Origin of the sequence: Haloarchaeobius amylolyticus (assembly GCF_026616195.1) — an archaeon.
GTDB lineage: Archaea > Halobacteriota > Halobacteria > Halobacteriales > Natrialbaceae > Haloarchaeobius > Haloarchaeobius amylolyticus.
Map to the genome: position 1 here is coordinate 1,934,023 of NZ_JANHDH010000001.1, position 12,410 is coordinate 1,946,432.

A 12,410-nucleotide genomic window follows, 5' to 3' on the forward strand; every position below is an offset into this window, starting at 1 on the left:
GCACGAACGTCCAGCAAGTATCGACGCGACCGCGGAGGTGGGAAGATGGTACTGACCCCCCTCCAGACCGACGTCGCCACCCTCGTCGAGGGCCTGAACCTCATGTGGGTGCTCGTCGTCACCTTCCTCATCTTCTTCATGCACGCCGGCTTCGCCATGCTGGAGGCCGGACAGGTGCGCTCGAAGAACGTCGCGAACCAGTTGACCAAGAACATGCTGACCTGGAGCGTCGGCGTGATGCTGTACTTCGCGCTGGGTGCGGGTATCGCGACGCTGGTCGGTGCATGGACCGGTCCCAACACCGCCACGGTCGGCGGGGCATTCGGCTACATCAACGACGGCTCCGGCGCGTGGGTCAGCTGGCTCTTCGGCGCGGTGTTCGCCATGACCGCGGCCACCATCGTCTCCGGCGCGGTCGCCGGGCGCGCCAAGCTCCGTGCCTACGTCGGCTACACCATCCTCCTCGCGGGCGTCATCTACCCCGTCGTGGTCGGGTTCACGTGGGGCGAGGGCATCCTCTACCAGCTCGGCTTCCACGACTTCGCGGGCGGCATGATCGTCCACGGGATGGGCGGCGTCGCCGGCCTCACCGCCGCGTGGGTCATCGGCCCGCGCATCGACCGCTACAACCCGGACGGCAGCACGAACGTCATCCCGGGCCACTCCCTGACGTTCGCCGTGCTCGGCACGCTCATCCTCGCGTTCGGCTGGTACGGCTTCAACGTCGGGACCGCCGCGACCGTGTTCTCGCCGGCCCAGGCCGCCGAGGGCACCCTCGCACTCGGTGACTTCGCCTACGTCGGCCGCGTCGCGCTCGTCACCACCCTCGGGATGACCGCGGGGGCCATCGGCGCCGCGACCGTCTCGCTGGTCAAGACCCAGAAGGTCGACACCCTCTACGTCGCGAACGGCCTGCTCGCCGGCCTCGTCGGCATCACGGGCATCGCGGACGCCATCGTCTGGCCCGGTGCCATCGCGGTCGGCCTCCTGGCCGGGGCACAGCTCCCGGTCGTCTTCGAGTTCGTCGAGAAGCGCCTCAAGATCGACGACGTGTGTGCGGTCTTCCCGGTCCACGGCTCGGCGGGCATCCTCGGCGCGCTCGCGTTCCCGCTGGTCGCGGTTCCCGGTGCCGAAGCGAGCTTCGTCGCCCAGATCGCGGGCGTCGTGCTCATCGTCGGCTGGACCGTCCTCGCGACCGGCCTCGTCTTCGGCGCCGCGAAGGCACTCGGCCAGGCTCGCGTCTCCGAATCCCACGAGCGCGAGGGCCTCGACGTCAGCGAACACGGCGTCGACACCTACCCCGAGTTCGGCCAGCCCGACGTCGTCACCGACGGCGGCATGGACGTGTTCCGCACCGACGGCGGCCACCCCGACGCCATCAAGATGGTCGTCGCGTACATCCGCCCGGACAAGCTCGGTGACGTCAAGCAGTCGCTCGCGGCCACCGGCGCACCGTCGCTGACCGTGACGAACGTCTCCGGCCGCGGCTCCCAGCCCGCCAAGAAGGGCCAGTGGCGCGGCGAGGAGTACGTCGTCGACCTCCACCAGAAGGTCAAGGTCGAGACCGTCGTCGCCGACATCCCGGCCGACGACGTGGTCGAGGCCATCGCGGACGCGGCCCACACCGGCGAGAAGGGCGACGGCAAGGTGTTCGTCATGCCGGTCGACGACGCCTACCAGGTCCGCACCGGCAACCGCGGTCCGGACGCGGTCTAGACACCCCTACTTTGCTCTTACGGCCAGAGAGCATCTGACACGGGCGAATCGGCCAGTGCGTTTTTTATGATACCAGTCGCTGTTCCTACCGAGACATGGCGGGGGGACCGAAACCAGTCGTCGAGAGCGCCATCATGGAGGCCACACGGGAGGCACTGGCCGAGGAGGGGTACCGCGAGCTCTCGTTCGAGACGGTCGCGACGGGGTGTGAGTACGACGAGGGCACCCTCGACCGGTACTACGACGACACCACGCATCTCGTCGCATCGTTCCTCGAGTACGAGAGCGACCGGTTCGCCGAGCTGGTGATGCTCGCACCCGAGGAGCCACATCTCCGGCTCCGGGTGCTGCTGGAGGCGCTGGTCGGGCTCGACACGCTCGACGCCGACGGCCTGCTCGAACCCTACCTCGAGCTGTACGTCCAGGCCCTGCGCGACGAGCGCATCCAGGCCAGCCTCGACAGCCTCCACTCGGTGATGTACGACTCCCTGGTCGAGACCATCGAAGCGGGCGTCGAGGTCGGCTGCTTCGACCCCGTCGACCCGGACCTCGCCGCCTCGGCCATCTTCTCGGTCCACGAGGCCGCACTCCGACAGGAGGCGCTGGGCAACGACTCCGCCCGGCTGCGGGACGCACTGGACCAGTTCGTCCTCGCCGACATCCGGAGCGCCTGACACCTCGTCCGGGTGGGACTTGGAATGCGAGAGCGAAGAGGCATGTAGCCTCGTGTGGTACTTGTTCACACAGATGTTCCAGAACAGGACGGAGGCAGCCGAGCGACTGTTCGAGGTCATCGACGCGCGCGACCTGGAGAACGAGGTCGACCTCGTCGTCGCCGTACCGCGGGGCGGACTCCCGCTGGGGCGCGTCGTCGCCGACGAACTCGAGGTCCCGCTCGACATCGTCGCCGCCAAGAAACTGGGCGCGCCGGGCAACTCGGAACTGGCCATCGGGGCGGTCGCGGCCGACGGGAGCCTGTGGCGCAACGAACCACTCATCGCCCGTCTCGGCGTCGACGAGGCGTACATCGACGAGGAGCGCGAGCGCGTGGCCCAGTTGGCCCGCGAGAAGGCCGAGCGCTACCGGGTCGACGGGCCGGAGACCGTCGCTGGCAGGCGGGTGCTGATCGTCGACGACGGCGTCGCGACCGGCGCGACCATGTTCGCCTGCGTGGAGTCGCTGCGGAACGCCGACGCCGCCTCGGTCGTCGTCGCCGTCCCGGTCGGGCCGCCGAACACGCTCGAACAGCTCCGGCAGGTCGCGGACGACGTGGTCGTGGTCGAGGCACCGCCGCACTTCGCCGCCGTCGGGCAGTTCTACGAGCGCTTCGAGCAGGTCTCCGACGAGGAGGCTATCGCGATGCTGCACGGAGAGCGCCCTGGAGCGCCCGGCGTTTGACCAGCGCGAAGCCCACGCAGATGACGACGAAGCCCGCGACGGTCCCGCCGGAGACCACCTCGTCCAGCCAGAGCCAGCCGACCAGCGTCGCGAACACGGGCGCGACGTAGCCGACGAGATTGATCTCGACCGGGCCGAGCCGGTCCAGCAGCGCGAAGTAGAGCAGGTAGCCGACCACGCCGGCCGCGAGCACCAGGTAGCCGAAGGCGACGACGACGCGGGAGGTGACCGCGACCGTCTGTGCCTCGCCCGCGAGGACGCTGCCGACGTGGAGGAGCGGCCCGCCGACGAGCATCATCCAGCCCTGCCTGGCGGCGACCCCGAGCTGTGGGCTCTCGCGGCGCAGGCCGACGGCGGCGAGCGCGAAGGCGACCGCCGAGGCCAGCAGGAGCGCGACCCCGACCGGGTCCGGGGCGTCGACCGCAGTCGGCCCGGGGACGGCGAGGACAGCGGTCCCGACGAGGCCGAGGCAGACGCCGGCCACCCGGGAGGGAGTCGGCTGTGCGGTGTCGAGGAACGCGGCCGCGAAGCCGACGCTCCAGATGGGGACGGTCGCGAGCACGACCGCGCCGACCGCGCCGGAGACCCGCGCCTGGCCGGCGAACAGCAGGCCGTTGTGTATCGCGATGATACCGACGCCGCCGACGAGGACGGTCCGGGCGTCCCCCGCACTCGGCCAGATGCGCTGGCCGCGGGCGACCGCGTAGGCGAGCACGACGAGCCCGATGGCGTCGAAGCGGAGCGCGGCCATGAGGAGGGGTTCGACGCCGGCTCTCGCGGCGCGGATGGCCGGGTACGACGCACCCCACAGGGCGGCGAGTGCGACGAAGCCGAACAGGTTCTCGTGTCGCGTCACGGGTCGACCGACGACGGGTCCCACATTAGGAGTTGCGTGGTGGCAACGCTCAACACGATCCGCGGTCAGTGAGTCAACCCTTTTAGGACCGACTCCGAACGCCCAGCCATGCACGAGGAGAACTCGCGGAACCTGTACGACCGGGCACTCTCCGTCATGCCCGGTGGCGTCAACTCTGCGGTCCGTGCCGCCATCGAGCCGTACCCCTTCTTCGTCGAACGCGGCGACGGCGGCCACGTCATCGACGCCGACGGCAACCGCTACATCGACTGGGTGATGGGCCTCGGGCCGCTCCTGCTCGGTCACGACCTGCCCCAGCCGGTCCAGTCCGCGGTCCAGAAGCACGCGAGCAACGGTCCGATGTTCGGCGCCCCCGCCGAGATCGAGGTCGAACACGCCGAGTTCGTCACCCGGCACGTCCCGAGCGTCGAGATGATCCGGTTCGTGAATTCGGGGACCGAGGCGACCGTCTCCGCGGTGCGCCTCGCCCGCGCCTACACCGGCCGCGACAAGATCGTCGTGATGCAGGGCAGCTACCACGGCGCGAACGATTCCACGCTCGTCGAAGGCGAAGGCGGCGACCTCCACCCCTCCAGCCCGGGCATCCCCGACGACTTCGCCGAGCACACCATCGCCATCCCGTTCAACGACCACGAGGCCGCCCACAACGTCTTCGAGAAGCACGGCGACGACATCGCGGGCGTCCTCGTCGAGCCCATCCTCGCGAACTACGGCATCGTCTCCCCGACCGACGAGTACCACGAGACGCTCGAAGACCTGTGTGAGGACCACGGCTCCCTGCTCATCTTCGACGAGGTCATCACCGGCTTCCGCGTCGGCGGCCTCCAGTGCGCCCAGGGCAAGTTCGACATCGACCCCGACATCACCACGTTCGGGAAGATCATCGGCGGCGGCTTCCCCGTCGGCGCCATCGGCGGCAAGTCCGATATCATCCGGAACTTCACGCCCTCGGGCGACGTGTTCCAGGCCGGCACCTTCTCGGGCCACCCCGTGACGATGGCCGCCGGGCTGGAGACCCTCAAGTTCGCCGCCGAGAACGACGTGTACGACCACGTGAACTCCCTCGGTGAGAAGCTCCGGCGTGGCCTCACCGAGCTCTGTGCCGACTACGCCCCCGAGTACACCGTCGTCGGGACCGACTCGATGTTCAAGGTCATCTTCACGCGCGAGGGGCCGGCAGACCTCGAAGGCCAGTGTGAAGACGGCTGCCGGCAGCGCCAGGAGTGCCCGCGCTTCGCGTACTGCCCGAAGAACGGCGGCGACGTGGCCTCGGCCGAGACCGACCGCTGGCGGCGGCTCTTCTGGCCCAAGATGAAAGAACAGGGCGTCTTCCTCAGCCAGAACCAGTTCGAGTCCCAGTTCGTGAGCTACGGCCACACCGAGGAGGACGTCGAGGAGACGCTGGACGCGTACAGGGAAGCGCTGTAGCGACCGACCGCATTTCTCCCTCCGCTCCCTACTCCCATCCGATGCCAGACGACCCGGTCCTCTCCGAGGCGGACCGTCAGAAGCTCGATTCGGGCCCCGACGACGCGTTCTACGACCAGCCGCGCTTCGTCCACCACGTCGACAGGGGGTTCAGGAGGCGGCTCACGGACCTGTACCGCGAGCACCTCGACGACGGCGACGAGGTACTGGACGCGATGTCGAGCTGGGTGTCGCACCTGCCCGACGGGACGAATTTCGAGCGCGTGGTCGGCCACGGTCTGAACGAGGCCGAACTCGCGGAGAACCCGCGACTCGACGCGTACGTCGTCCAGAACCTGAACCGGAAGCAGGACCTGCCGTTCGACGACGATAGCTTCGACGCGGTGCTGTGTGCCGTCTCGGTGCAGTACCTTCAGTATCCCGTACCTGTCTTCCGCGAGTTCGCGCGGGTCCTCCGCCCCGGTGGAATCCTCGTCGTCTCGTTCTCGAACCGAACGTTCTGGCAGAAGGCCATCCGGGCGTGGCGCGAGGGGTCGATGGACGACCGGGCCGACCTCGTGGTGCGGTACTGCGAGGCGGCCGGGTTCACCGCGGTCGAGACGGTCCGCGAGTCGCGACAGTCGGTGCTGCCCGGAATGGGCGGGGACCCCTTCTTCGCGGTGGTGGCCCGGACCGCGGACTGAGCTGGGACGTACCGCCGCAAGCCACTCCGGGCCCAACACCGAAGTCGATACATCACGTACTCGATAGCATGGCGAACCCGCTGTCCTCGTTCCGGGGCTCGCGTCGCGCCAACCTCCTCGCCGCCGTCCTGTTCCTCGTGGCGGCCGCCGTGGTCTGGACGACCGCCACGAGCATGCCCCAGGCCGGGCTGGCCGTGTTCTTCGCGCTCGTCGGCGTCCTCGGGCTGTACGAACAGCTCTGGGGCGACGCACAGGACGGGTAGCGCTGTTTCCCGTCGGTCGCTACAGCACCGTCTCTCGCGCCGCGAGTCCGATTTGATATAGCAGTATACGATACATCCCGACAGATTGGAGGAACATCGGTGTCGACCGCGGAACAGCGGTTCGGCCCCTCAGGTTCGCGAATTCGCCCGGTTCGAGCGCGAGCGCCCTGCAGACCGGCGGCGAATCCACTCGACGCGACCGCCAGCGACAAACTGGAGGGCTTTTCACCCTCGGCCGCCGATTCCCGACCATGCGAACACGTGGGACCATCCGACTCGCCACGCGAGGCTCCGACCTCGCGTTGCGACAGGCGGCGACGGTCCGGGAGACCCTCGAAGACCAGCGCTACGAGGTCGAGCTGGTCGAGGTCGAGACCGAGGGTGACCGGATACGCGACGAGTTGATACAGGACCTCGGGAAGACGGGGGCGTTCGTCCGGTCGCTGGACGAGGAGATCCTCGACGGGAACGTCGACGCGGCCGTCCACTCGATGAAGGACATGCCGACCGAGATGCCCGACGAACTGGTCGTCGCGGGCGTCCCCGAGCGCGCGGCGGCGGGCGACGTGCTCGTCACGCCCGCAGGGACCAGCCTCGACGACCTCGAACCGGGCGCCGTCGTCGGCACCTCCTCGATGCGTCGGCAGGCGCAGATAGAGAACTACCGCGACGACCTCGTGGTCGAACCCCTCCGCGGGAACGTCGACACCCGGGTCGAGAAGCTCCTCGCGCCCGCCCTCCAGCGCGAACACGAGCGCCGGAACGAGGCGGACAAGGAGCGGAAGGGCAACGTCGGCGACGAGGACTTCGAGCCCGAGTTCGACCGGACCGTCGACGAGTGGTTCGAGTCGCTCTCGGAGATCCGCAAGCGGGCACTGGGTCGCGAGGTCGAGACCGACTACGACGCCATCGTGCTCGCCGAGGCGGGGCTGCGCCGTGCCGGCCTCCTCCACCACATCGAGTACGAACAGCTCCCGACGGCGGAGTTCGTCCCGGCCGCCGGTCAGGGCGCACTGGCCATCACGGCCCGCGACGGCGAGACCGCCGAGACCATCTTCAAGGCGCTCGACCACCCCCGGACGCGGGTCGAGACGACGGTCGAACGGACGGTCCTGGCGGGCCTCAACGGCGGCTGTGTCGCCCCCATCGGCGTCCACGCCATGATACAGGGCGAGTACGTGCGGACGACCGCGCAGATCCTGCATCCCGACGGCGACGGCGTCGTCCAGGAACGACGGGACCTGCCGGTCGAGACCCACGCCGACGCCGCCCGCGAGTTCGCCGCGGACCTGAACGAGGCGGGCGCCGCCGAGTACGTCGAGGCCGCCCGCCAGCGATGACGGGCAAGGTCTACCTCGTCGGGAGCGGTCCCGGCGACCCGGAACTCCTGACGGTGAAGGCGAAGCGCCTGCTGGAGGAGGCCGACGTGGTCCTGCACGACAAACTCCCCGGCCCGGAGATACTGGGCCAGATACCCGAGGAGAAACGCGAGGACGTCGGCAAGCGCGCCGGCGGCGAGTGGACGCCACAGGAGTACACCAACAAGCGGTTGGTCGAACTCGCCGAGGAGGGCAAGACCGTCGTCCGGCTGAAGGGCGGCGACCCCTTCGTCTTCGGCCGCGGCGGCGAGGAGGCCGAACACCTCGCCGCGAACGGCATCGAGTTCGAGTACGTCCCCGGCATCACCTCCGCCATCGCGGGGGCCGGCATCGCGGGCATCCCGGTCACGCACCGCGACCACGCCTCCTCCGTCTCCTTCGTCACGGGCCACGAGGACCCCACGAAGGAGGAGTCCGCAGTGAACTGGGAGGCGCTGGCAGCCACCGGCGGCACCATCGTCGTCCTGATGGGCGTCGGCAAGTTGCCGGAGTACACGAAGGCGCTCCGGGAGGCCGGCATGGACCCCGAGACGCCCGTCGCGCTGGTCGAGCGCGCCACCTGGCCTGACATGCAGGTCGCGACCGGGACGCTCGACACCATCGTCGAGGTCCGGGATTCTGAAGGCATCGAACCGCCCGCCATCACCGTCATCGGTGACGTCGCGGGCACGCGCGAGGAGGTGCTCTCGTTCCTCGCATGACGACCAGAGACACCACCGTCGCCGTCTTCCGCCCCGACGACGAGCGACTCGCGAACGCGGTCGAACTCGTCGAATCGCTCGGTGCGACCCCGGTCCCGGACCCGATGCTGGCGGTCCGGTCGAGTGGCCGGAGCCCGAAGCCGGGCGCCGACTACACCATCCTGACGAGCAAGACCGGCGCGGAACTCGCCCGCGAGGCCGGCTGGGAGCCCGGCGAGACCACGGTCTGTGCCATCGGTCCCTCGACCGCCGAGGCCCTTCGACAGGAGGGCTACGACGTGGACCGGGTCCCCGACGAGTACACGTCGAGCGGGCTGGTCGCGGAACTGGCAGAGGATGTCGACGGCGCGACGGTCGAGGTCGCCCGGAGCGACCACGGGAGCGACGTGCTCATCGAGGGCCTCTGGGAGGCCGGCGCGTTCGTCCACGAGACGGTACTCTACGAACTCGTCAGGCCCGACGGCGCCGGGTCGTCCGTCGAACTGGCCGCCGCGGGGGAGCTGGACGCCGCCGCGTTCACCTCCTCGCTGACGGTCGAGAACTTCCTCGCGACCGCCGAGGAACTCGGGGTTCGAGAGGAGGCACTCGCCGGGCTGAACGACGCCGTCGTCGGCGTCATCGGCCCGCCGACGCGCGAGACGGCCGAATCGCTCGGTATCGCCGTCGACGTGGTCCCCCAACACGCCGACTTCGAGGAGCTGGCGTGTCTGGTCGTCGAGGAAGCGGCCCCGACGTACCACGACTGAGTCCGGAATCCGATTTTCGGCAGCATCCGGCATCGAGGACCCGATTCTCGAGTGATTTCAGTGTCCGCTGGCTGTGGCCCCGGGCAATAGCGATAAACTACATACCACGATATCAAATCCGGTTCGCACAGGAACCCCTGTCCTTCGGAAACGGGCGAGAGGAAGCGTCTCCGGTGTGTTCTCGGGGGGTCGGCGGGTCCGGGACGGTCCAGCCAGCCGAGTCCGGTCAGTTCACGCCGCCGACGCCCGACGACGCGTCGGGCAGGTCGTAGGGCGTCGCGTCCAGTCCGAGTTCCTCGAGGGCGGCCGCCATGTGCTCGTCCTTGGCGTACTCGGCCCCGTCCTCCTCGCGGATGCGCTGGGTCGTCGCCAGCACCTCGGCGCGGCGGTCGTCCGGAATGTCGTACTTGTCGGCCGAGAGTTCGATGACGAGCCCGTTGTTGTCCTTGGTGTAGATGGAGTGGAAGATACCCCGGTCGAACACGTTGTAGTGGTGCCCGGCCTCGTCCAGCGCGTCCATGACCGCCTCGTAGCGCTCCGGGTCGACGCTGAAGCAGAGGTGGTGGACCGCGCCGACGCCACCGCGAACCCCCTGGGCCGAGGGCCGGTCGTCGCTCACGAAGAAGGTGAGGATGCGGCCGTCGCCGGTGTCGAAGAACAGGTGGGTCTGGGACGGGTCGTCGAGGTTCGGCTGCCGGAGCACGAGTGGCATCCCGAGCAGGTCGCGGTAGAACTCGATGGTGTCCGCCTCGTTGCTGCCCCAGATGGTGATGTGGTCGGTGCCTGTCGTGTGGAAGGGGCTGTCGGGCAGTTCGTCGGTGACGGGTGCTTGCTGCTGGTCGCTCATACGAGGACGGTACGGGCTCTCGCCCGATAAGCGCTCGCGGACACCGCCGTCACCCGGTGACAGGCGTGTCCCTGGCCTGGGCAGGCGCTACGACCGGGGCTCGTCGGTATCTTCGTCCTCGGCGTCGGCGTCGTCCTCCTCCATCACGGACTCGACGGCCTCCTGTTCGGCGGCGTCCATCACCTCGCGCTCGGCCTCCGCCTCCTCGGCCGCCTCCACCACCTCGTCCGGTTCTGGCTCGCGCGGCCGCCGGACGACCAGCACCGGCCCGACCGACAGTTCGGCGATCTGGTCGACCTCCTCGCCGAAGACGACCGACCGGAGCGACGGGGCGCGCTCGCCCATCACGACGAGGTCGAACTCGGTCGCGGCGGTCGCGGTCGCCCGGACCGGGGCGTCGGTCAGCTCCAGGCGGCTGTCGAGGCGCTCCGACGCGACGCCGTGGTCGCGGAAGCGGTCGATGGCGGCCCGGACGAGTTCCTCGCGCTCGGCCTCGGTCTCGTCGTCGTCGGCCGTCGCGAAGACGGTGATGCTCGCGTCCTGGTCCGCGAGGAGGGCCACCGCGTAGTCGACGACGCGGTCGACCGCCACCTTCGGGTGGACCGGGACGAGCACCTTCTCGACCTGCGGGGTCGGGTTCGGGAGCAGGTACGCGTCACAGTGGGCCTCGTCGGCGACGCGGTCGATGGTCTTCTCCGCGTCGTGGGTGAAGACGATGCGCGTCTCGAGGCTCGCGTCGTACTCCTCGAACAGTTCGACGACGTCCTCGAGCTTGTTCTGTGCCTGTTCCTCGAACTCCAGTTTCCCCTGCCCGGGCGGGGTCTGCTCGGGGAGGACGTGGTAGCCAAGCAGGACGACCGGCACGTCCGCGAGGACCTCGGCCACCCCTGGCGAGACGGTCTCCCCTTTCAACACCTGCACCGGGACGAGCACGCGTCGGGTCATACGGCACCTCGCAGGTTCACGTCGCGGGCATAATACAGGTACCATCCACCGGACAGCAGCATGACGGCGAGCCCGATGAGCTGCGAGGCCGGCTTCATGAAGTAGATGAGGCCGAAGCTCGCGACCGCGCCGAGGACCGGAATCACGGGACCGAACGGTACCTCGAAGTCCGGCTGGTACCACTCCGGCGGCGACCGCCGGATGACGACCAGCGCGACGCACATCAGCCCGTACATCACGAGGTGGAGGAACGAGGCGACCTCCGCGAGGACCTCGACCTGCCCGGTCGCGACCAGCACGAGCACCGGCCCACCCGCCGAGAGCAGGGCGATGTGCGGGGTGCCGTACTTCAGGTTCAGGCGGCGGAACCGCTCGGGGACGAGGGCGTCACGGCTCAACGCGTAGATGGCACGCGAGGACGAGAGGATGCTCGCGTTCGCCGACGAGAGCGTCGCGAGCAGCCCGGCGAGGAGGATGGCGACCGCGCCACCCAGCCCGAAGAAGTCGCGGGCGACCTCGACCATCGCGGTCTCCCCGAACTGCTCCAGCCGGGGGCTGCCGAACGCGCTGGTCGCCACGAAGATGGTCGCGACGTAGAACACGCCCACGAGCAGCACCGAGCCGACCATCGCCAGCGGGAGGTTCCGCGCCGGGTCCTTCACCTCGCCCGCGACGGTCGCGACCTGTGCGAACCCCAGATACGAGGTGAACACGAGCGCCGCGGTCGAGAACACCGGCCCGACGCCGAACCGGAAGAACTCCTCGGGGGTCGAGGACCGCCCGAACACCCCGAGGGCGTCGAGGCCACCGTACGTGAGGAACCCGGTGAGGATGACGAGCAACAGGCCGACGACGACGTTCTGGAGCTTCGTCGCGTTCTCGGTCCCCGTCAGCGAGAGGGCCGTGAGCAGGACGGCGAAGGCGAGGCCGAGTGGGATCACGAGCCCGCCGGCGTTCACGCCCACCTCCGCGAGGACGGCCGCGGCGTAGTTCCCGAAGCCGACGAGGTAGAACGCCGACGCGAACACGAGACCGAGCCACACCGAGAGGCCGACGACGGCCCCGAACAGCGTCCCGAGCCCGCGGGAGATGAAGTAGTAGCCACCGCCCGACTTCGGCATCGCGGTGGCCAGCTCCGCCGTCGGGACCGCCACCAGCAGGGCGATGACCGCCCCGATGGCGAACGACAGGGCGGCGGCCGGGCCGGCCTGCCCCGCCGCCAGCCCCGGGAAGACGAAGATGCCCGCACCGATCATCGTCCCGACGCCGATGGCCATCGCGCCGCGCAACCCGATGGTCCGCTCCAGTTCGACACCCTCCTCGTGGACGGTCGCCTCCTCTGTGACCGCGCCGGCGTCGGTCTCCGGCTCCGGTCTGGCGGCTGGGTCGACTGACATGCGGAGAGGTAGCACGGTGGCGTTGAAAAA

Annotated in this window: 13 protein-coding genes; 9 read left to right on the forward strand and 4 right to left on the reverse strand. The window is 69.3% G+C overall.

Annotation, left to right across the window (positions count from 1 at the left end; genetic code table 11):
* Window positions 1–45 precede the first annotated feature (45 nt).
* The 3 genes from NOV86_RS09985 (at window position 46) to NOV86_RS09995 (ending at window position 3,114) form a co-directional block, all read left to right on the forward strand.
* Window positions 46–1,716: an ammonium transporter gene (locus tag NOV86_RS09985; protein ID WP_267641209.1), complete on the forward strand. Its 1,671-nt coding sequence runs from the start codon at window positions 46–48 to the stop codon at window positions 1,714–1,716.
* Between the two features lie 95 nt (window positions 1,717–1,811).
* On the forward strand, window positions 1,812–2,390 hold the full coding sequence (locus NOV86_RS09990) for a TetR/AcrR family transcriptional regulator (RefSeq protein WP_267641211.1): 579 nt from the start codon (window positions 1,812–1,814) through the stop codon (window positions 2,388–2,390).
* Window positions 2,391–2,463: 73 nt separating this feature from the next.
* Window positions 2,464–3,114 (forward strand): phosphoribosyltransferase, encoded by a 651-nt coding sequence (locus NOV86_RS09995; protein WP_267641213.1) that lies wholly within the window; start codon window positions 2,464–2,466, stop codon window positions 3,112–3,114.
* On the opposite strand, the gene NOV86_RS10000 is transcribed toward NOV86_RS09995, so the two are convergent.
* Window positions 3,068–3,970 carry a DMT family transporter gene (locus NOV86_RS10000; protein WP_267641215.1) on the reverse strand — a complete coding sequence of 301 codons (903 nt, stop codon included), beginning with the start codon at window positions 3,968–3,970 and terminating at the stop codon, window positions 3,068–3,070. The two genes, NOV86_RS09995 and NOV86_RS10000, sit on opposite strands and share 47 nt — an antisense overlap.
* A 108-nt stretch (window positions 3,971–4,078) precedes the next feature.
* Between NOV86_RS10000 and hemL the strand changes: the two genes are divergently transcribed.
* The 6 genes from hemL to NOV86_RS10030 all read left to right on the forward strand — a co-directional run bounded on the left by hemL (window position 4,079) and on the right by NOV86_RS10030 (window position 9,191).
* Window positions 4,079–5,419, forward strand: a complete 1,341-nt coding sequence (gene hemL / locus NOV86_RS10005) for a glutamate-1-semialdehyde 2,1-aminomutase (protein WP_267641216.1) — start codon at window positions 4,079–4,081, stop codon at window positions 5,417–5,419.
* 41 nt (window positions 5,420–5,460) lie between these two features.
* Window positions 5,461–6,102 carry a class I SAM-dependent methyltransferase gene (locus tag NOV86_RS10010; protein ID WP_267641217.1) on the forward strand — a complete coding sequence of 214 codons (642 nt, stop codon included), beginning with the start codon at window positions 5,461–5,463 and terminating at the stop codon, window positions 6,100–6,102.
* Window positions 6,103–6,170: 68 nt separating this feature from the next.
* Window positions 6,171–6,365: a hypothetical protein gene (locus NOV86_RS10015; RefSeq protein ID WP_267641219.1), complete on the forward strand. Its 195-nt coding sequence runs from the start codon at window positions 6,171–6,173 to the stop codon at window positions 6,363–6,365.
* Window positions 6,366–6,616: 251 nt separating this feature from the next.
* On the forward strand, window positions 6,617–7,705 hold the full coding sequence (gene hemC / locus NOV86_RS10020) for a hydroxymethylbilane synthase (protein ID WP_267641221.1): 1,089 nt from the start codon (window positions 6,617–6,619) through the stop codon (window positions 7,703–7,705).
* Window positions 7,702–8,445, forward strand: coding sequence for a uroporphyrinogen-III C-methyltransferase (gene cobA, locus NOV86_RS10025; RefSeq protein ID WP_267641222.1), 744 nt, complete (start codon window positions 7,702–7,704; stop codon window positions 8,443–8,445). The genes hemC and cobA overlap by 4 nt, the downstream gene beginning before the upstream one ends.
* Window positions 8,442–9,191 (forward strand): uroporphyrinogen-III synthase, encoded by a 750-nt coding sequence (locus NOV86_RS10030; protein ID WP_267641223.1) that lies wholly within the window; start codon window positions 8,442–8,444, stop codon window positions 9,189–9,191. Before cobA ends, NOV86_RS10030 begins: the two co-directional genes overlap by 4 nt.
* 226 nt (window positions 9,192–9,417) lie before the next feature.
* On the opposite strand, the gene NOV86_RS10035 is transcribed toward NOV86_RS10030, so the two are convergent.
* From NOV86_RS10035 to NOV86_RS10045, 3 genes are all read right to left on the reverse strand, one after another.
* A complete protein-coding gene (locus tag NOV86_RS10035; RefSeq protein WP_267641225.1) occupies window positions 9,418–10,038 on the reverse strand; it encodes a VOC family protein in 621 nt (206 codons plus the stop codon).
* Window positions 10,039–10,125: 87 nt separating this feature from the next.
* A complete protein-coding gene (locus NOV86_RS10040) occupies window positions 10,126–10,983 on the reverse strand; it encodes a universal stress protein (protein ID WP_267641226.1) in 858 nt (285 codons plus the stop codon).
* Entirely contained in the window at window positions 10,980–12,380 is a 1,401-nt protein-coding gene (locus NOV86_RS10045; RefSeq protein ID WP_267641227.1) for an APC family permease, read from the reverse strand. The genes NOV86_RS10040 and NOV86_RS10045 overlap by 4 nt, the downstream gene beginning before the upstream one ends.
* Between the last annotated feature and the right edge of the window lie 30 nt (window positions 12,381–12,410).